The following is a 20,260-nucleotide window of genomic DNA, read 5'->3' as shown; positions in this document are numbered from 1 at the left end:
GCGCGAAATAAACTTTCTATTTTAACACCTCCACATCAATAAAGCTATCAGCAAATACGGTGTGGGTTGCTTTAATGTAATCTGCTTCGTCTGCTTTGTACGGGTTCTCTACAAATTTTTGCGGGTTACGCGCAAATAGTGGGAACGCGGTACTTTGCACCTGCACCATTATGCGGTGGCCTTTTTTAAAGGTATGCAGCACATCCTGCAGACGGAAGTTAACATCGGTTTTTTGGTTAGCCACCATCGGCACCGCTTTTTCAAAACCATTACGGAAACGTGCCGGCATAATTTCGCTGCGTACCATTTGCTGGTAATTGCTCAGGATGATGTTCTTGTTAGGCACGTATGGGTTATTTTGCTCATCCGGCGGGTAAACATCTATCAGTTTCACAAAGAAATCGGCATCGGTACCTGTAGTAGCTACCTTTAGGTTAGCCATGATCTCGCCACCCAGGGTAACATCATCGGTCAACACATCCGTCTGGAAAACCAGCACATCTGTACGGCGACCGGCAAAACGCTGGTCTTCGCTCATATAATTATGCGGGGTAAAGCCCATCGTAGTGGTATTATCTTCGGTATAAGGGACAGGTTTCAGCGGATCGCTCACAAAGCTGGTTGAACCCGTGCCGGTTGGCTGTGTGTTAGCTAATTTACCATCGGCACTTAAGTACATTTTTAAATGCGTAGCCGCAGGCGAAGGCCATTTGTCAAACGTTGTCCATTCCTTTTTACCGGTATTGTACATGTAAGCATTAGGCAGGCCTGAATTTTTGTCGCCGTTACCTTTCAGGAAATGGTTAAAGAATTTTTGCTCTATTTTAGTTTGGTAGAAGGTGGCGATGCTATCGCCGAAGTAAACGTTGCTGTGCATGGTGTGCCCTGTCTCGCGCGACCAGCGGCCGTGGCCAAAAGGACCCATCACGATGGTATTGTAAGCGTTAGCATCTGATTTGCCTATAGTTTTGTAAAGCGCCAGCGGGCCGGTCAAATCCTCTGCATCATACCATCCACCCACAAACATCACCGCAGGTTTTACTTTGCCATAGTGTTTAGGCAAACCACGTTTTTGCCAAAACTCATCGTAATTGGGGTGGTTAATGGTTTCCTGCCAAAAAAAGTTGTCTTTATAATATTTGTCGGCATTTTTAAGCGGGCCCATATCTAACAAAAACTGGTAACCATCGCGGGTGCCGGTTTTGATGTTTTGTGCGCCGTACCAAGCCTTAGAGGTAGTATCGGTTTTTTGTACGCCGAATACCGGGTAAGTAAAGAAATAAGACTCTAACAATGCGCCGTTGTGATGGAAATCGTCAAAGAAAAAATCGGATATAGGTGCCTGCGGCGATGATGCCTTTAGAGCAGGGTGATTGGACAGGATGCCTGCCGCGGTATAAAAACCGGGATAGCTGATACCCCACTGGCCCACACGGCCATTATTGCCTACCGCGTTTTTAACCAGCCAGTCGATGGTATCATAAGTGTCCGATCCTTCGTCCACATCTTTCTTGCTTTTTTTATTATCAATAACCGGGGTCATGTTAGTCCAGGTGCCTTCGCTTTTGTATCGGCCGCGCACATCCTGGTAAACAAAAATGTAGCCTTCCTGCATCATGTATTTTGATGGGCCCAGGCTGCCAGGGTATTTTGTTTCGCCGTAAGGTGCAATGCTGTAGCAGGTACGCTGCATCATAATAGGGTACTTGTTTGTTTTTGAGGCATCCTTAGGGGTGTAGATGGAAGTGAACAGCTTTACACCATCGCGCATGGTGATGTAAACATCCTTTTTAGTAAAATGCTCGGTAACATAGTTGCTTTGCGCAAATGCTGCGGTGTAAGCGGTGGTTACTAATAAAATTAAGGCGAAGAATTTTTTCATTGATGTGGGGATTGATTGACGTGCCTAATTTAATAAGTATATTATAAATATACGAACGATGTTAAGAGTGTTACAAAACCCTCCCGTTCGGCGGGAAGATTGGTTGCGACTTGTTTACGTTTTAATTAAACAATTTGCAATCCGGGCGGTTAAATGCCTGAATAATCACCCGATCCACATCCAATGAAAAATAAGTTCTACTTGTTAGCTATCCTGGTTTTAATGTTATCGTGCAGTAAAAAGGATAGTCCGCAGCCGCCGGCTGCCGCCACCCCCGTATCCGGTATGCTCTACAACTCGACGTTTACCGCGCAAAGTGCCGTGATACGTACCGTTAATTTTAGCTATCAGAATTACAAGCCCGAAGATTTATTTCACATCTACCTGTCGGCGAATAAGGCTGACGGTTGCACCGCCGACATTAACAAGTTTCTCGTAAGGTTAAGCGTTCCAAAAAAAGTAGGCAAGTTTGTAGAGAACGACATCTATGTGTTGATAGACGACCCCAATTCTACCGACGGCGCCCTGTTCTCGTCTGATAGCGTTATTGAAATTACTTCTATCACCGCCGATAAAGTTACCGGTACGGTTGATGCCAAATTTCAAAACAATTACATCAAGGGCAGTTTTGAGGCGAGTATCTGTAAGTAATAACGCTGCGCTATTTGAGAAAAGAAAAGTGATATCCACCGGCTTGTAATAGCCTTGAAAATCCTACCATGACGCTGACTCATCTCCCGGGGATTGTTTCGCTCCTTGCAATGATGCGCGTTTAGTAGTTTTCATCTGCACACCATAAATCTGCGGATCCACACATCTGCAACTTCTGTCAATACCTGCACATTTAATTAAATACCTATTTATAAGCCTGTAAACATTCCTTAACTTTGCCACCCATAAAATACTACTACTATGCAATATGATGTTATCGTTATAGGTTCGGGTCCGGGTGGTTACGTAGCTGCTATACGCTGCGCTCAGTTGGGGATGAAAACCGCTATTATTGAAAAGTACAACACCCTGGGTGGCACCTGCCTTAACGTAGGCTGTATTCCTTCAAAGGCTTTATTAGATTCGAGCGAACACTACTATAACGCTTCACATACCTTTACCACGCATGGTATCAAATTAGATAACCTGGGCATCGATTTTGGCCAGATGATCAAACGCAAACAGGAAGTGGTTGATGCCAATACCAGCGGCATCACTTACCTGATGAAGAAGAACAAGATTGACGTGCACGTAGGTGTAGGGTCATTTAAAGATAAAAATACGATCATTGTTGCCACGACTGATGGTAAAACTACCGAACTGACCACTGAAAAGGTGATTATCGCAACGGGTTCAAAACCGGCAAGCCTGCCGTTCCTGAAGATAGACAAGAAACGCATCATCACATCAACCGAAGCTTTAAAACTGACCGAGATCCCTAAACACCTTATATTGATTGGTGGGGGGGTTATAGGTTTGGAGTTGGGTTCTGTTTATGCGCGTTTAGGTGCCAAGGTATCTGTAATTGAATTTATGGACGGCATTATCCCGACGATGGATAAAGGCCTGGGCCGCGAGCTTCAAAAGGTGTTAAAGAAAATAGGCATGGAGTTTTACCTGGGCCACAAGGTTACAGGCGCTACCGCCAAAGGTGAAGAGGTTACCGTAACGTTTGATAACCCTAAAGGCGAAAAACAGGAACTGAAAGGCGACTACTGTATGGTAGCCGTTGGCCGTGTGGCTTATACCGACGGTTTAGGTTTAGATAAAATTGGCATCACTGTGGAAGAACGTGGACGTAAGATCTCTGTTGACGAGCATTTGGAAACCAGCGTTAAGGGTGTTTATGCTATTGGCGATGTGGTAAAAGGTGCTATGCTGGCCCACAAGGCCGAGGATGAAGGTACCTTTGTTGCCGAGCGTATTGCCGGACAAAAACCGCACATCAATTATAACCTGATCCCGGGTGTTGTTTATACCTGGCCAGAAGTTGCTGCCGTAGGTTATACCGAAGAGCAATTGAAAGAAGCGGGTACAAAATATAAAACAGGCTCGTTCCCTTTCAAGGCAAGCGGCCGTGCTCGTGCAAGCGGTGATCTGGATGGTTTTGTGAAGGTTTTGGCTGATGCTACAACCGACGAAATTTTAGGTGTACACATGATAGGCCCGCGTGTTGCAGATATGATAGCCGAGGCTGTTATTGCGATGGAGTTCCGCGCCAGTGCCGAGGATGTAACCCGCGCCAGCCATGCACACCCAACCTATACCGAAGCCATGCGCGAAGCATGTTTAGCAGCGACAGAGAATAGGGCTATTCATATTTAAGAATTTCGGATCTTAAATCCCCCTCTTCGAGAGGGCGGGGGGTGAGCTAATTGATAGGACATAAAAAAGCAGAACAATTTAATAAAAGCAGAACAATTTAATTTGATTCTGCTTTTTACATTTACAGTATGCAGATAGTAATCAATATTGGAATAATTGTAGCGACCATCGCCGTCATGGAACTGGCCTCCTGGGCCATGCATAAATTCCTATTTCACGGACCGCTGTGGTTTATCCATAAAACGCACCATCAGCAGCGGCATGGCTGGTTCGAACTGAACGACTTGTTTAGTATTGGTTTTGCATCGTTAGCCTTATGGCTGATGTGGGCAGGGCATGAAAATTTAGATTATCGCTTTTGGATAGGTGCCGGCATTAGTACCTACGGCTGTATCTACTTTATTTTCCATGACTGGTTTATCCATAATCGTTTCAAAGCCTTTAAAAGCGATAATCGCTATTTAATGGCTATCCGCCGGGCGCATAAGATCCACCACAAAACCACAGAAAAGAACCCCTCGGAAGAGTTTGGGCTGTTGGTTGTGGGGAAGAAGTGGTTTAAGTAAGTTCTGTAGTTCAAATTCATCAGCGTGGATGCTGACAGTTATGGTTGTTCAAACGTGGACGCTTGAAACAGCGGGATTAACAAAGTGCTACGGTAAGAGTAAACGCTTGCGTAACTTTAAAAGTTGCCAAATCTCCAAAAATTCCGAAATTCGCATCATGCTGCAAATCCAGGAAAACGTATCGCTTAAAAACTTCAACACTTTTGGTATCGATGCCAATGCCCGGTATTTTGCAGAGATCAGCCATGCTGATGAGGTTACCGAACTTTTTGCCGACCCGAAGTGGCTGCAAATGCCCCGTCTGGTTTTAGGCGGTGGCAGTAATATGTTGATGGTGGCCGATTTTGATGGCCTGGTGATCCGCCTGAATATCCGCGGTATCGAACACCGCATCAGTCACGATGATGTTTTTGTAGAAGCGGGTGCCGGCGAGGTTTGGAACGACCTGGTGAATTTCTGCGTAGACCGCGGTTACGCCGGTATGGAAAACCTGAGTTTGATCCCCGGATCTGTTGGGGCGTCGCCTATTCAAAACATTGGGGCGTATGGAGTTGAGCTGAAAGATGTATTCGAGAGTTGCCAGGCGGTCGAGATCGCCACGGGCGACATCCGCACATTTACCAAAGAAGATTGCAAGTTCGGCTACCGCGAAAGTGTATTTAAAACCGAACTGGCCGGGCAGTATATTATCGTATCGGTAAAGTTCCGCTTATCCTTAAATCCTAACATTAACATTAAATACGGTGCGATAGAGCAGGAACTGACCAATCGCGGCATCACAGAACCTACTATAAAGGATGTATCGCAGGTGGTATCACATATCCGTGTTTCTAAACTGCCCGATCCATCTACTATTGGTAACGCGGGGAGTTTCTTTAAAAACCCGGTGATTACTGCAGAAGAATTTGCGCCTGTTATAGCACAGTTCCCGGATGTGGTTAATTATCCTGCCGGCGAGGGCTATGTAAAGTTAGCTGCCGGATGGCTAATAGAGCAGTGTGGCTGGAAGGGAAAAACTGTAGGAAATACCGGCACATGGAAGAACCAGGCATTGGTATTGGTTAACCACGGCGGGGCAACGGGTGCAGAAGTGTACAGTCTTTCGTCGCAAATCATAGACAGTGTGTACACTAAATTTGGCGTTAAATTACAACGCGAGGTGAATATTATTAGTTAATATTTTTACCTCAAAGAAAATTTCATTAAATATTCATCTCCAACAAGTTAAAGGAATTATTAAGGTTAAGTTACCTATAAGTACCTGTGCCTGGTAAATTATTTTTGTTTGTTTATAGCATATTGATTTACAGCGTTTTACAATAATTTGACAAATTGCCATGCTACACAAAGTGCACTAGGCACTGTTTAGGTCAGTTATAGTTATGGGTGTATACAAAATAAGTTGGTACTATGTTTGAATAATACTCAATACAAAACATTAACAGAATGACAAAGATTGAGTTTAACACCCTGGTATTACGTCAAGCAAGTTCACTAAGGTCTTATGCCTTGCACTTTACACATGACGCAGATGATGCAAACGACCTTGTTCAGGACACAATGTTGAAAGCCATTACTTATTATAATAAGTTTAAAGAGGGCACCAACTTAAAAGGATGGTTGTATACGATTATGAAGAACACCTTCATTAACAACTACCGCCGTTTTGTTAAAATGAGCACATTTGTTACAAAAAGCGACGAGATATCGTCCCCAAACTTGGTCTTCAGTTCAACTAAAAACCAAGGCGAGGCTAAATTTGTAATGGACGATATTAAACGTGCGTTAGATCGCTTACCGTCTGATTATTATGTACCTTTCACTATGTATTTTGAAGGCCATAAATATCATGAGATTGCAGATCATTTAACTATCCCTATCGGTACTGTTAAAACCCGCATTCATGTAGCGCGCAAATTACTTAAAAAAGGTTTGAAAGCTTATGATAATGGTGTTGCAAAACCGGTTTACGCCGAAATGTAAGAGATAATTAAACTCAAATACATATAGACAAAGCCCACCTTAGAAAACGTGGGCTTTGTCGTTTTAGCCGATTTTTATCAGACAACATATTTTTGTATCTGACAGGCTCATACAATCACAACAAAGTTAATTAGAAAGATATTTTTAGTTAAAAATTCAATTTAATCCATACGGTTAGGCTAGTTTGCCTATTACTACAAGCTTTTCAAAAACCGTTTCGGTATGTGGTGCATCGGCTAATTCGTCGGTTAGGTCTTGCCCGGCCCAGTGTTCGTAGTGTTTACCGTTGCGCCAAAGCCGGCTATCGGTAACGTCATAGATCAAGCCTTTATAAGCCACCCAGATCTGCGGTTTATCTTGTCCGTTTCGTAGCGCTAATTGTGACTTGGTATATACGGGCAACTCGATCATAATGTAGCAGTTCTTTTCGATTTAAAGTATTCAAAGAAAGCGATATTCATCAGTAGAAGCGCCATACTGTAAAAGTGATCCTCAAACGGTATGGTCCCTACACGGATACCCAGATTTTGGTCGTTGTTATATAATACCACCGGAATAGATGTGAGCAAGCCATTAACGATGTAAAAGGGGATAAGCGATACCACAAAAGCCATGAAAAACCGAGCTAACCAATTGGCTTTCAACACAAAAAGTAACGCTAATAACACTAATCCCAGAAGGCTAAAAGTGACCGCGGTGTATAGTTTATCAAAGTGCCCCATCAATATAAATGCACAAGCCAAGGCAATGATACCTGCTATGCTCCGGGCTACATCGTTCCCAATAGACCATTTTATGTAGTGATTTAGGCAGGCATAAATAAAGATGCAGGCAAAAGGCACCGTCAGGAAGAACAGGATCTCCTCAACCGGTAGTTCGAAGAATTTAATACCGGTGATATACTTATCGTTAAATGACCATACGCCGTGAACGGTGAATAAAACATCCCAAAACAAAAAAAGTAAACCCGTAACAGCCATGCCGGGCCAGATAAATTTCCAGCTTTTATGAAAAGCTACGCGCTTGTCAAACGATAATACCACCGGGAAGAAAATTGTTAATACGTTGATAAGCAAATAGGTGTACTTCACTATAAGGAGGCTAAATGTTTTTTAAGGTCGGTGATTTCCCCAAGCGTGCAGCGTTTAGATTCAATCAAAAAGCTGATAATGGTTTTTACCAGTAATTTATCTGCCTGGGCATAGTACTGATTATCCACCTGCCTGATGATCTCCTGACGATCGGTCACCAGGTTGTTATTATAACCCAAAAAGTTTGGTACGTTATGTTCGATTGAGAATCTCATAAATCGGATCTCTATATTGTGTGGATCACGTGTAACGGCTTTTGCAAATGTTTTTTCACAATCATTCAAATATTTAATTTTGAAGTACGGGTTCCAGGTATGCTTCGCTTTTAACGCTTCTAATGCGCCCATGTAACCAGTTAACAATGCCGACCGGTTCTTTATGCTTTCCAGGTTGATGTACAAAGAATCGGTGGTTTTTTTACTATCCAACGCGGCGATCAGTAGTTTACGTATAGCAGGCAGATTGGGCTCGGACAGATCAATGTGTTTAGAAAATATATGACCTTGTGCCAGTGGCATCCACAAAATCAGTAACATCGAAACGAGATAGTATCTTAATTGGATCGGCATAGGCAGTTACAGTTTAAATCACTTTAAGTTTTTGATGTAGCACAGCCTTAAAATACAAACTCAATTTGCGCGTGTCAGACACTCTTATACGTTGTTGCATAATGGTAATGGCTGTTGTACGCTTGATGTTCTTAAATAGCTGTAGGTAATAAGTATAAGCTACGTACACACCCAGGCGGCTGCCCGTTGGTAGCAGCTTAATCCCGACCAGGGCATCGTCAAAATCTTGTTTAATGTCCTTTTCTATAAAAGCCTTATCGGCTTCGGTAAATTTCTGAAAATCGACGTCGGGGAAATATGTGCGCCCACGGTCTTCATAATCCGACTTGATATCCCTTAAAAAGTTTATTTTCTGGAATGCCGAACCTAAGCTGCGTGCTTTGGGTACCAGTTGGTCATACAGCTCACAATTGTTCTCTACAAATACACGCAAGCACATCAAACCAACCACCTCTGCAGAGCCATAAATATAAGTTTTATAGCCTTCATCGTCGTATGCGGTTTTATCCAGATCCATTTTCATGGAATTCAGGAACGCTTCTATCAGTTGTTTTTCTATCCCGTATTGGTTTACTACCTGCTGAAACGATTGCAACACAGGGTTAGTACTAATGCCCCTTTCAATTGCCTTAAAGGTTTCTTCCCGAAACTCATCTATTAAAAGGCGCTGATCATGGTCATAAAAAGTGTCTACAATTTCATCAGCATAGCGTACAAAGCCATATATGGCATAAACCGGGTATCTGAAGCGCTTTTCAAAAGCGTTGATACCATTACTGAACGACGTACTATACTGCTTTGTGATCAGTTTACTGCATTCAAAACACGTTTTATCAAACAAATTCATTGGCGGGTCAGTTACGGTAAAAATACAAAAGAATGTGGTATTGTTTTTTACATTGGCCATAACATTTGCTTAATTTGGCTGCTGATGGATGCAAAGAAGCATGTTATAGTAATCGGATCGGGTTTTTCAGGTTTAGCTTCGGCATGTGTGCTGGCTAAGGAAGGGTACAAAGTTACCGTTTTAGAAAAAAACGACCAGGCAGGCGGCCGCGCCCGGGTTTGGGAGCTGGACGGTTTTAAGTTTGATATGGGCCCAAGCTGGTACTGGATGCCCGATGTATTTGAGAATTTCTTTGCATTATTCGGAAAAAAACCGGCTGATTTTTACGATTTAAAGCGGCTCGACCCCGGGTACCGCGTTTATTATGGCAAGGATGATGTGCTGGATGTCCCGGCCGATATGGGCGCGTTAGAGCAATTGTTTGATAGTATTGAACCCAATAGTAGCGTGGGGTTAAGAAAGTTTTTAGACCAGGCAGCTTACAAGTATAAGGTAGGGATGGGGGAGTATGTGTTCCGCCCTTCGCACAATATCACCGAGTTTATCGACTTTAACCTCGTCAAAAAAAGTTTGAGTATGCAGCTGCTTACCAGCATGAGCAGCCACGTGCGCAAATACTTTAAAGATCCTAAACTGATTAAACTGCTGGAGTTCCCGGTGTTGTTTTTAGGTGCTACGCCTAAAGATACTCCCGCTATGTACAGTATGATGAATTATGCCGACCTGTCATTAGGTACCTGGTACCCCATAGGCGGAATGAATGAAATTGTAAAGGCTATGGTAAGCATTGCCGAAAGTTATGGTGTAGAAATCAGGTTGAGTACGGAAGTCACTAAAATTGATGTGGCAAACAAGCTGGTAAGTTTAATAAAAACTACGCAGGGTGACTTTACTGCCGATTTTGTGATTGCCGGGGCAGATTATGAACATGTAGACCAGTCGCTTTTAAATAAACCGGACAGGAACTACACCGAAAAATACTGGGACAGCCGCACCATGTCGCCATCAAGTTTGTTGTTTTATATTGGTACTGATAAAAAGATCGAGGGCATCCAGCATCATAATTTATTTTTTGATGAGGATTTTGAGCTGCATGCCAAAGAAATCTACAAAGACCCCAAATGGCCCAGCAAACCGCTTTTTTATGTTTGCTGTACCTCTAAAACAGACCCGGGCGCTGCGCCCGAAGGAGGAGAAAATATCTTCTTCCTGATGCCAATAGCTCCCGGACTGGAAGATGACGAGGCCACCCGCGAAAAGTATTTTGATATGATGATCAATAGATTTGAACACATTACCGGGCAAAGTCTTAGAGCTCATATCGTACTGAAGCGCAGCTATGCGTTAAAGGACTTTAAGGACGATTATCATTCCTTTAAGGGCAATGCTTATGGTTTGGCAAATACGCTGGCTCAAACCGCATTCTTTAAACCCAGCATGCGGGCAAAACATGTTAAAAATATGCTGTATACAGGTCAGTTAACCGTTCCTGGGCCGGGTGTGCCGCCTGCTTTGATATCAGGGCAAATTGCTGCATTGGAGGCGATGAAAATTTTGGGAGCATAATATACAATCATGTCATGCTGATTTTATTTCAATCGCCCGGCTCTGGCCGAGTGACTGAAATAAAATAAAAACAGTGTCATTGCGAGCGATAGCGCGGCAATCTCATTGGACAAGCGAATATGCTAAGATTGCCACGTCGCTGCGCTTCTCGCAATGACATTTACTGATCACACTAAATATTCAAACAAAGTCTGGTCCCGGTTTAACTCAATTACTTCAAAGCGGTGTTCTTCCATTCGGTGTAAAAGGGCCGGGTAATCTTCGGCGTACTTCAATTCTATACCCACCAGTGCAGGGCCATTTTCTTTCGAGTTCTTTTTGATGAACTCGAAACGGGTAATGTCGTCACCCGGAGAAAGTACACTGTTTACAAATAATTTCAAAGCACCGGGGCGTTGCGGGAAACGGACAATAAAGTAGTGTTTCAGTCCCTCATAAAGTAGCGATTTTTCTTTGATCTCCTGCATCCGGTCAATATCATTATTGCCGCCGCTAATCACACAAACTACTTTCTTCCCCTTTATCTGATCTTTTAAGGCATCCAATGCAGTAACCGATAAGGCGCCTGCCGGTTCAACTACAATGGCATCCTCGTTGTATAATTTTAAAATAGTAGTGCAAACTTTACCTTCTGGTACGGTAAGCATATCGTCAAGGACTTCTTTACAAAGCAAAAAGGTTTTCTCGCCAACACGCTTTACAGCAGCACCGTCTACAAAGCGGTCTATGGTGCCTAAAGTAACGGGGCTGCCATCTTTTAAAGCAGTCATCATAGATGGTGCGCCATCCGGTTCAACGCCTATTAATATGATGCCTGGTTTATTTTGTTTAAGGTAAGTACCCGCACCTGCGGCCAAGCCGCCACCACCAACCGGCATAATTACTACCTCAACATCTAACAGGTCATCCAGTATCTCTACGCCAACAGTACCCTGGCCTTCAATAATTTGTTCGTTATCGAAAGGGGGTATAAAAGTCATGCCGTTGGCCTCAGTATAGATCAACGCCTCGCGAAGGCAATCGTCAAAAGTGTCGCCGGTTAAAACCAGCTCAACATTGCCGGCACCAAACATTTCTGTTTGCTTTACCTTTTGTTTCGGGGTGATTTCAGGCATAAAAATAACGCCCTTTGTACCCAGTTTTTTGCAGGAAAAGGCAACACCCTGCGCATGGTTACCCGCGCTGGCGCAAACCACACCACGGCTCATCTGTTCATCTGTCAAGCGGCTGATCATGTTGTAAGCTCCCCTTAACTTATAAGAGCGAACGATCTGCAGGTCCTCGCGTTTTAAATATATCTCGCATTCGTATTTTTCAGACAGGCCGCGGTTATACTCCAGCGGGGTGTGTTTTACTACATCCTTTAAGCGGGCATAGGCTGCTTCAAAATCCAAATGGTTATCCGTTACTGTATCCATTACTTAATTCTTTACCAACCTGTGCGACATTAATTTCTGCAAGTCGTCATCATTGATGTCCAGTTTGGCATCAGCCAGGGTTAAAAAGTTTTTGTAAGTCTCGTAAAGTTCGTCTTTATCCAGTTTATAACCGAGCCTTTCCAAATGGAATTTAAGCGCGTGGCGGCCACTACGTGCGGTCAAAACGATACTTGCACTCGGGAAGCCAACATCTTCCGGTCGAATGATCTCGTAATTCTCGCGGTTCTTCAAAAAGCCGTCCTGGTGAATTCCCGAGCTGTGTGCAAAGGCGTTGCTGCCCACAATAGCTTTATTTGGCTGTACCGGCATGCGCATCTGTGTGCTTACCATGCGGCTCATCTCAAAGAAATTTTTGCTGTTAACATTTGTATAGAGACCAAGCACCTGGTGCGTTTTTAACACCATTACTACCTCCTCGATAGAGGTATTTCCAGCGCGTTCGCCTATGCCGTTTATAGTGCCTTCAATTTGTCGGGCACCGTTTTGTAAACCGGCTATGGAGTTAGCGGTAGCTAAACCCAGGTCGTTGTGGCAATGTACTGATATAATGGCCTGGTCGATGTTTTTCACGTTATCCTTCAGGAATTTGATCTTGGCGCCGTATTGGTCAGGCAGGCAATATCCGTTGGTATCGGGTATGTTTACCACCGTTGCACCTGCAGCAATAACAGCTTCAACCATCTGCGCTAAATATTCTACATCGGCACGGCCGGCATCTTCTGCATAAAACTCGATATCCTCCACAGATTTTTTGGCGTATTTTACTGCTTCAACCGCACGCTCCAAGATCTCTTCACGGGTACTGTTGAATTTGTGCTTGATGTGCATGTCTGACGCGCCGATACCCGTATGGATTCGCGGGCGTTTAGCATATTTCAATGATTCTACCGCTACATCTATATCCATTTTGTTGGCGCGCGTAAGTGCGCATACTATAGGCGCTGTTACAGCCTTAGAGATCTCGACAACGCTCATGAAATCGCCCGGGCTCGATACCGGGAAACCTGCTTCTATCACGTCTACACCCAGTATTTCCAGTTCGCGGGCTATCTCGATCTTTTCGGGGGTGGTTAACTGGCAGCCCGGCACCTGCTCGCCATCGCGAAGTGTGGTGTCAAAAACGTAAACGCGGTTTGGGTCGTGTAACATAATCTTTTTATTTATTTGTTTTGCGTAATACGTTTTAGGTGATACGTATTTTGCTTTAATATTTATTAGTTGTGCGTAAAACGTACTACTTACAACTTGCTACTACTCTTTTACAGCTATAAATCTTAATCGTACATAGTCCGAATACCATAGCCCATTATCATTGTAGGCGGGCTCCAGCAGGTCGGTTATTTCATTTAATATTTGCGGTAATTCACTTTCCGGTACCTCTGAAAAAAAAGACGGCCCAAACATCGTCAGCCATTTGGCTACGCCTTGGCGGCCATCCTGCAATAGCGTTTTGCGGTCAAAGTGCGCCATATAAGTCACCCGGAAGCCTTGCGCTTCCAACTTTGTAGCATATTCACCCGGTGAAGGTAAATACCAGGGGTTATTCTCGTCTACCTTATCATAGCCATATTTTGCCAATACCTGTTTGGTGGCCGCTACCGTTTGTTGTACATTGCCTTTGCCTCCCATTTCGGCAACAAAGCGGCCGCCGGGTTTAAGTGCATCGTGTACGCATTTCATCATCGCATCGGCATCCTTTATCCAATGCAAGGTTGCGTTTGAAAATATGGCGTCGAAAGGATCATCAAAATGGAAATCCGTTCCGTCGGCAACAAAATAATCAACGTTATGAAAAGTGTCGCGGGCTTTTTTGATCATCTCTGCAGACGCATCTATCCCCGTAACTATGCCACCCTGTTTTTGGATCTCGCTGGTTAAATGGCCTGTACCGCAACCCAGATCAAGGATGTGCTCGCCTAATTTTACATCCAGCAATTCCAGCACATTCTCACCGTATTGAAATACGAAGGAATGTTTGTCGTCATATAATTCAGCGTTCCATTTCATCTGTTAGGGTTATTGTGTCATTAGTCATTAAGTCTTTTTTTGACTTTTGACTTTTTAATTTTAACTTAAAAATTCCAGTACCTTTTGCCCCATGGCCTTGGTGCCTAAAATCTTCGCCGGATCGGTTTTGGTATCAGCAATATCGCCGGTGCGGTAACCATCTTTTAAAGTTTTATCAATGGCCGATGTTATCTTTCTAGCCTCATCTGTCAACCCAAAGCTAATTTCCAACATTAAGGCAACCGAGAGAATAGACGCCAGCGGATTAGCCTTGTCCTGCCCGGCAATATCATGCGCCGAGCCATGGATAGGCTCAAAAAATCCGGTACCATCACCAATGGATGCCGACGCCAGCATCCCCATAGAGCCAGCAATTTGCGATGCCTCATCTGTCAGGATATCACCAAAGAGATTAGCGGTTAGCACTACATCAAACTTTTTAGGGTTTTTAACCAGTTGCATGGCGGCATTATCGATAAACATGTGTTCGGTATCTACATCCGGGTATTCTTTAGCCATATCCTGCACTACCTCGCGCCACAGGCGCGATGATTCGAGCACGTTGGCCTTGTCTACCGAGCATAACCTTTTACTACGTACGCGGGCCGCTTCAAATGCCTTCAGGGCGATCCGCTCAATCTCATAACGATGGTAGATCATCAGGTCAGAAGCGGTACGTCGGTCTTCGCTGCGTTTCTTCTCGCCGAAGTAAACATCGCCGGTGAGTTCACGGAAAAAGAGGATATCTGTACCTTTCAAGATTTCCGGCTTCAAGCTTGATGCATCCAACAATTCGTCAAAAAGCATGATAGGGCGCAGGTTAGCATATAATCCTAATTCTTTACGGATCTTTAACAATCCCTGCTCCGGGCGCACCCTTGCCGATGGGTCGTTATCATATTTAGCATGGCCAACCGCACCAAAAAGTATAGCGTCGCTATTTTTCGCTTTGTCTAATGTTTCTTCGGGCAAGGGCTCGCCGGTTGCTTCTATGGCTACGTGGCCCATCAGGCCTTTATCATACGTGAACTGATGACCAAATTGCTCGGCTATCTTTTCTAATACGGCCTTTCCCCAGGTGGTTACTTCTGGGCCGATGCCATCGCCGGGTATTACTAATATGTGTTTTTTAATTCCCATGTTATATTATTCGTTAGTGCCGCGCACTTCTTTCAGGTGCATTACCATGAGCTGCGCGTCGCTTTTTATCCATTCGTCATAATCGGATATGGCCTGTAGTCTGTCTTGGTCGCTGATATAGCCCTCGTCAACCATTTGTGTCATCTGCGCAACAGACGACCAGATGCCGACCTTACGTTCAAAGTTCGGTTCGCCTTTTTTATAAACCTCATTAGCCCCTAAAATCTCTACACTATTCAACCCGGCATCTTCAAAATATCCGGGCAGATCATCAGCTATGTGGTTATTCATGCCCGCATCACCGCGCCATCTTAAAAAGGTTGCGTAAAATTTGAGCATACTTGCCGGCGGTTGTGGCTGCCATTCCAATACCTCGTGGTTATAATCCAGGATCGACAAGGTCCCACCCGGCTTCAGCATCGATTTCAATTTTAATATCGCCTCCTGCGGATTGCTCAACCATTGCAACGTTCGTGCTGAAACAATTAGGTCAAACTTTTTCTTCGGTTCAAAACTGAACAGATCGGCATGGATTAGTTCAAGGTTAATTACATCAGCGTAGGTTTCCCTGCCACTTTCTATAAAGTATGCCGTATTATCGATTCCGGTAACATGACCTGCAGGGCCAACTCGGTTGGCAATATCTTTAGAGATTGCGCCGGTACCACAGCCCACATCCAACACCGCCCAGCCCTGTTGTAGCAGGGGAGCTAACGTTGCATAGTCGGCCGTAAGGCTGCGTTCGTCAAATAACTTTGCAGTGCCTTTACCTTCGCGTTTTATCTCTTTTTGTTGGTTCATCAGTTCATTTGTTCAATAGTTCATTGGGGATAGCTGAAATTAACTACTTACCAATTCTATTCAACACTCTTTATCTATTTTCAAATTCAACAACTAATTCCTTCTTGCTCAGAATGTAGTCTATATCGTCATAACCGTTGGTCATGCACGCCTTTTTATAAGGGTTAACCTCAAAGCTTTCTTGTTCACCGGACGCTACAATTTTAATGAACTGGTCTACGAGGTCAATCTCAATTACCGCATGCGGATCGGCGTATATGGCATCGAAGATCTTTTTCAGAAAGTCATCGCTCACCTGTACCGGTAGCAAACCGTTGTTAAGCGCATTGCCTTTAAAGATGTCGGCAAAAAAGCTGCTTACTACGGCATCAAAGCCATAATCGGCCAGGGCCCACGCTGCATGCTCGCGGCTACTGCCACAGCCAAAGTTTTTGCCTGCAACCAGTACTTTGCCGCTGTAAATAGGTTCGTTCAGTACAAAATCCTGTTTTGGATTTCCGTTGTTATCAAAACGCCAGTCGCGAAACAAGTTATTGCCAAAGCCTTCGCGGGTAGTGGCCTTTAAAAACCTTGCGGGGATGATCTGGTCTGTATCGATGTTTTCGATAGGCAGGGGTACTGCGCTGGTTTGGATGTGTTTAAATATTTTAGTACTCATTATACCAATTCCTCCTCTTTCAAAAATTCTCTTATATCCGTCACCTTACCCGTAATAGCACTTGCTGCGGCAGTTAACGGACTGGCCAGGAAAGTACGCGAGTTCGGCCCTTGCCGGCCTTCAAAGTTTCGGTTTGAGGTGGATACACAGTATTTTCCCGCCGGGATCTTATCCTCGTTCATGCCCAGGCACGCACTGCAGCCAGGTTCGCGTAAAGGGAAACCTGCCGCGTCGAATACCTTGTCCAATCCCTCACGGATGGCTTGTTCCTGCACCTGTTTAGAGCCGGGTACAATCCATACCGTAACATTATCTGCCTTGTGCTTGCCTTTTACAAACTCGGCCACCTGGCGCAGGTCTTCTATGCGGCTGTTGGTACAACTGCCGATGAAAACGTAATCGATAGGTTTGCCTAATAATTGTTCGTCGTCATGCAGGCCCATATAATCAAGGGCTTTTTTGTACGAGCCCTGTTCTTTCTGCTCAAAAGAAGCTGTTTCGGGTACGTGTTGTGTAACACCAATGCCCATCCCCGGATTGGTTCCGTAGGTGATCATTGGCTCAATATCTTCGGCTTTAAAGCTTAGTACACTGTCAAAATCTGCATCGTCGTCAGAGTACAGCGTTTGCCAGTAAGCTACTGCCTTATCCCAGTCTTCGCCTTTAGGTGCAAATTCGCGACCTTTTACATAATTGATGGTTGTTTCATCCGGAGCGATCAATCCGCAACGTGCACCCATTTCAATGCTCATATTACAGATGGTCATGCGGCCTTCCATACTTAAACTACGGATGGTATCGCCGGCATATTCCACTGCATAACCCGTACCGCCGGCAGCCGAGATCTGCGCGATGATATATAGAATGATATCTTTGGCTCCAACGCCATTTTGCAGTTTGCCGTTCACTTCAATCTTCATCCTTTTTGGGCGCGATTGCAATAAACACTGGGTTGCCATAACCTGCTCTACCTGCGAAGTACCGATACCAAATGCTATGGCACCAAAGGCGCCGTGTGTGGAGGTATGACTATCGCCGCAAACGTAAGTGCCGCCCGGGCGGGTAATGCCTAATTCAGGGCCTATAACGTGTACGATACCCTGGAAAGGGTGCCCCAAACCGTAAAGCTCGATACCAAACTCTGCACAGTTTTTGGTGAGCATATCAACCTGGTAACGGGAAAGTTCTTCTTTAATGGGGAGGTGCTGGTCCCAGGTTGGGACGTTATGATCGGCCGTGGCAACGGTTTGTTTTGGCCGGAAAACAGGTAAACCTCTGGTGCGTAAACCATCAAAAGCCTGCGGACTGGTTACCTCGTGTATAAAATGCGTATCGATGTATAAAATATCAGGAAAGCCCTCGTTGCTACTGACGACGTGTGCATCCCAGATCTTGTCGAATAATGTTTGTCCCATTTTAGTATTTCTATTTTAATTAGCGTCATTGCGACGTACGAAGCAATCTCCCAATTTGCAAAGCAGTGATGCATAGTTTTGAGATTGCTTCGTACCTCGCAATGACGCGAGGTGTTTGGCTTTCGCCTTTTACCTGTCGGCTTTCGCCTTTTATTATGCTTCTACAGCCTGGTTCTCGGGGCGTAAACTGCGTACAGTTTTGCCGGCCTGCCATAATTCGCTTTCCCGTAGTTCTGCTAATTCGGCATCCAGTTTTTCGCGGTAATCAGGCTTGCTGTTACTGTCGATAGATTTTTGTGATTCAACACCGGTAGCAACGCTTTTGTACAGATCTTCAAATACCGGTTTGGTAGCATCACGGAATTTCTTCCACCAGTCCAACGCACCGCGTTGTGCCGTGGTTGAGCAGTTGGCGTACATCCAATCCATACCGTTTTCTGCAACTAACGGCATCAATGATTGGGTTAATTCTTCAACTGTTTCGTTAAACGACTCAGATGGAGAGTGCCCATTGGCGCGCAATACATCGTACTGTGCTGCGAAAATGCCCTGAATACAACCCATTAGCGTACCACGCTCACCGGTTAAGTCGCTGTATACTTCTTTACGGAAATCTGTTTCGAACAGGTAACCGCTACCTACAGCGATACCTAATGCAATAACGCGCTCGAAGGCTTTGCCGGTAGCATCCTGAAATATCGCGTAACTTGAGTTTAAGCCGCGGCCCTGTAAGAACATACGGCGTAATGATGTACCCGAGCCTTTAGGTGCAACCAAAAATACATCCACATCAGCAGGAGGGATAATGCCTGTTTGCTCGTTGAAAGTGATCCCAAAACCGTGTGAGAAATATAATGCCTTACCCGGGGTTAAATGTTTTTTAACGGTTGGCCATAAAGCTATCTGTGCTGCATCGCTTAATAAATAGCAAATAACAGTTCCTTTTTCAAGGGCTTCTTCAATTTCAAAAAGGGTTTCGCCGGGCACAAAGCCATCGCTTATAGCTTTATCCCAAGTTTTGGTGCCTTTACGCTGGCCAACAATTACGTTAATGCCATTGTCTTTCTGATTAAGAGCCTGACCGGGTCCTTGAACACCATAGCCAATTACAGCAACAACCTCGTCTTTTAAAACGTCTTGTGCTTTTGATAAAGGGAACTCTTCGCGGGTTACTACATTTTCTTCACTACCGCCGAAATTTAGTTTTGCCATTGTTTTTGTTTTTTGATTTTGGGGATTTCATCGATTGAGATGATTTCACCGATTGATCTTTTATTGTGATTTAAAATAGTTCTGTTTTGTCAGAATCAGAATTTTCAGAATATTGTTAATTTTATAATCCTGTAAATTCTGATCTTACATCGTAAATACTTTTTGCCCTTTATTGAGGTACTCGTTTTCCACAACATCCTCGCCAGGCTCTAACCTTTCAAATTCGCGCAGCTTAGAGTTAAAGCCTTCGCTGTTTTTGATGATGGCCACGCGTGCGCTGCGAACAAATTCTATCAGGCCATATGGCTGCAGGATCTTGATCAACGCATCTGTTTCTTCGCGATGGCCGGTGGTTTCAAATACGGTATAATCTTTGCGGATAACTACCGCACGGGCGCCATTCTCGCGCAGTAAGCGCTCAACACTCACCTGCTCGGCAATTACATCTGTAGATACTTTGTACAGCGCCAGTTCCTGCCATATTACATCAGCGTTGGTATGATAGTATACTTTTAGTACCTCCACCTGTTTTTCTATTTGGCGGGTTAGTTTACGCACCACTTCTTCAGACTCGGTGATCACGATATTAAAACGGTGGATGCTCTCTATCTCTGAGGGAGAAGTATTAAGACTGTCGATATTGATTTTACGACGCGTAAATATGATGGCGATACGGTTTAATAAACCGATTTGGTTTTCTGTATAAACCGTTATGTTATATTCCTGCTTTTCGTTATCCTGGGTTTCCATGTTGTTATCTTTTAGGGA

Annotated in this window: 20 protein-coding genes; 6 read left to right on the top strand and 14 right to left on the bottom strand. The window is 44.4% G+C overall.

Annotated features, from left to right (window positions below; translation table 11 throughout):
• Window positions 1-16: 16 nt before the first annotated feature.
• Window positions 17-1,882 (bottom strand): CocE/NonD family hydrolase, encoded by a 1,866-nt coding sequence (locus IDJ76_RS05305; protein WP_191161523.1) that lies wholly within the window; start codon window positions 1,880-1,882, stop codon window positions 17-19.
• 183 nt (window positions 1,883-2,065) lie between these two features.
• Here IDJ76_RS05305 and IDJ76_RS05300 point away from each other — a divergent pair, with 183 nt between their 5' ends.
• The 5 genes from IDJ76_RS05300 to IDJ76_RS05280 all read left to right on the top strand — a co-directional run bounded on the left by IDJ76_RS05300 (window position 2,066) and on the right by IDJ76_RS05280 (window position 6,747).
• Window positions 2,066-2,533, top strand: a complete 468-nt coding sequence (locus IDJ76_RS05300; RefSeq protein ID WP_191161521.1) for a hypothetical protein — start codon at window positions 2,066-2,068, stop codon at window positions 2,531-2,533.
• Between the two features lie 261 nt (window positions 2,534-2,794).
• Window positions 2,795-4,198: a dihydrolipoyl dehydrogenase gene (gene lpdA, locus IDJ76_RS05295; RefSeq protein ID WP_191161519.1), complete on the top strand. Its 1,404-nt coding sequence runs from the start codon at window positions 2,795-2,797 to the stop codon at window positions 4,196-4,198.
• Between the two features lie 128 nt (window positions 4,199-4,326).
• Entirely contained in the window at window positions 4,327-4,764 is a 438-nt protein-coding gene (locus tag IDJ76_RS05290; RefSeq protein ID WP_191161517.1) for a sterol desaturase family protein, read from the top strand.
• 28 nt (window positions 4,765-4,792) lie between these two features.
• Entirely contained in the window at window positions 4,793-5,941 is a 1,149-nt protein-coding gene (murB, locus tag IDJ76_RS05285) for a UDP-N-acetylmuramate dehydrogenase (protein WP_317173945.1), read from the top strand.
• 269 nt (window positions 5,942-6,210) lie between these two features.
• The gene (locus IDJ76_RS05280; protein ID WP_191161513.1) at window positions 6,211-6,747 is read left to right on the top strand and encodes an RNA polymerase sigma factor; all 537 of its coding nucleotides are present in this window, start codon (window positions 6,211-6,213) and stop codon (window positions 6,745-6,747) included.
• Window positions 6,748-6,921: 174 nt separating this feature from the next.
• Here the strand turns inward: IDJ76_RS05280 and IDJ76_RS05275 are convergent, their stop codons facing one another.
• From IDJ76_RS05275 to IDJ76_RS05260, 4 genes are read right to left on the bottom strand one after another with little or no spacing between them, the layout of a single operon-like run.
• Window positions 6,922-7,158, bottom strand: coding sequence for a cytochrome b5 domain-containing protein (locus IDJ76_RS05275; RefSeq protein WP_191161511.1), 237 nt, complete (start codon window positions 7,156-7,158; stop codon window positions 6,922-6,924).
• Window positions 7,155-7,838: a lycopene cyclase domain-containing protein gene (locus IDJ76_RS05270; protein ID WP_191161509.1), complete on the bottom strand. Its 684-nt coding sequence runs from the start codon at window positions 7,836-7,838 to the stop codon at window positions 7,155-7,157. The genes IDJ76_RS05275 and IDJ76_RS05270 overlap by 4 nt, the downstream gene beginning before the upstream one ends.
• Complete coding sequence (locus IDJ76_RS05265) at window positions 7,838-8,374, bottom strand: hypothetical protein (RefSeq protein ID WP_191161507.1); 537 nt, start codon at window positions 8,372-8,374, stop codon at window positions 7,838-7,840. The genes IDJ76_RS05270 and IDJ76_RS05265 overlap by 1 nt, the downstream gene beginning before the upstream one ends.
• Before the next feature lie 46 nt (window positions 8,375-8,420).
• Window positions 8,421-9,314 carry a phytoene/squalene synthase family protein gene (locus IDJ76_RS05260; RefSeq protein WP_224746210.1) on the bottom strand — a complete coding sequence of 298 codons (894 nt, stop codon included), beginning with the start codon at window positions 9,312-9,314 and terminating at the stop codon, window positions 8,421-8,423.
• 24 nt (window positions 9,315-9,338) lie between these two features.
• Here IDJ76_RS05260 and IDJ76_RS05255 point away from each other — a divergent pair, with 24 nt between their 5' ends.
• Window positions 9,339-10,820, top strand: a complete 1,482-nt coding sequence (locus IDJ76_RS05255) for a phytoene desaturase family protein (protein ID WP_191161506.1) — start codon at window positions 9,339-9,341, stop codon at window positions 10,818-10,820.
• A gap of 167 nt (window positions 10,821-10,987) precedes the next feature.
• On the opposite strand, the gene ilvA is transcribed toward IDJ76_RS05255, so the two are convergent.
• The 9 genes from ilvA to ilvN all read right to left on the bottom strand — a co-directional run bounded on the left by ilvA (window position 10,988) and on the right by ilvN (window position 20,242).
• The gene (gene ilvA / locus IDJ76_RS05250) at window positions 10,988-12,238 is read right to left on the bottom strand and encodes a threonine ammonia-lyase IlvA (protein WP_191161504.1); all 1,251 of its coding nucleotides are present in this window, start codon (window positions 12,236-12,238) and stop codon (window positions 10,988-10,990) included.
• Between the two features lie 3 nt (window positions 12,239-12,241).
• Window positions 12,242-13,408: a 2-isopropylmalate synthase gene (locus IDJ76_RS05245; RefSeq protein WP_191161502.1), complete on the bottom strand. Its 1,167-nt coding sequence runs from the start codon at window positions 13,406-13,408 to the stop codon at window positions 12,242-12,244.
• Window positions 13,409-13,510: 102 nt separating this feature from the next.
• Window positions 13,511-14,266, bottom strand: coding sequence for a class I SAM-dependent methyltransferase (locus IDJ76_RS05240; protein ID WP_191161500.1), 756 nt, complete (start codon window positions 14,264-14,266; stop codon window positions 13,511-13,513).
• A 60-nt stretch (window positions 14,267-14,326) separates the two neighbouring features.
• Complete coding sequence (gene leuB / locus IDJ76_RS05235; RefSeq protein ID WP_191162358.1) at window positions 14,327-15,400, bottom strand: 3-isopropylmalate dehydrogenase; 1,074 nt, start codon at window positions 15,398-15,400, stop codon at window positions 14,327-14,329.
• A 12-nt stretch (window positions 15,401-15,412) separates the two neighbouring features.
• Window positions 15,413-16,207: a methyltransferase domain-containing protein gene (locus tag IDJ76_RS05230; RefSeq protein ID WP_191161497.1), complete on the bottom strand. Its 795-nt coding sequence runs from the start codon at window positions 16,205-16,207 to the stop codon at window positions 15,413-15,415.
• A gap of 70 nt (window positions 16,208-16,277) precedes the next feature.
• Window positions 16,278-16,865, bottom strand: coding sequence for a 3-isopropylmalate dehydratase small subunit (gene leuD / locus IDJ76_RS05225; protein ID WP_191161495.1), 588 nt, complete (start codon window positions 16,863-16,865; stop codon window positions 16,278-16,280).
• Window positions 16,865-18,280: a 3-isopropylmalate dehydratase large subunit gene (leuC, locus tag IDJ76_RS05220; protein WP_191161493.1), complete on the bottom strand. Its 1,416-nt coding sequence runs from the start codon at window positions 18,278-18,280 to the stop codon at window positions 16,865-16,867. Before leuC ends, leuD begins: the two co-directional genes overlap by 1 nt.
• Before the next feature lie 153 nt (window positions 18,281-18,433).
• Entirely contained in the window at window positions 18,434-19,492 is a 1,059-nt protein-coding gene (ilvC, locus tag IDJ76_RS05215) for a ketol-acid reductoisomerase (RefSeq protein WP_191161491.1), read from the bottom strand.
• 144 nt (window positions 19,493-19,636) lie between these two features.
• Complete coding sequence (gene ilvN / locus IDJ76_RS05210; RefSeq protein WP_191161489.1) at window positions 19,637-20,242, bottom strand: acetolactate synthase small subunit; 606 nt, start codon at window positions 20,240-20,242, stop codon at window positions 19,637-19,639.
• Window positions 20,243-20,260 lie beyond the last annotated feature (18 nt).

This window comes from Mucilaginibacter glaciei (assembly GCF_014773245.1).
Lineage (GTDB): Bacteria > Bacteroidota > Bacteroidia > Sphingobacteriales > Sphingobacteriaceae > Mucilaginibacter > Mucilaginibacter glaciei.
This window is presented reverse-complemented; position numbering and strand designations above follow the sequence as displayed.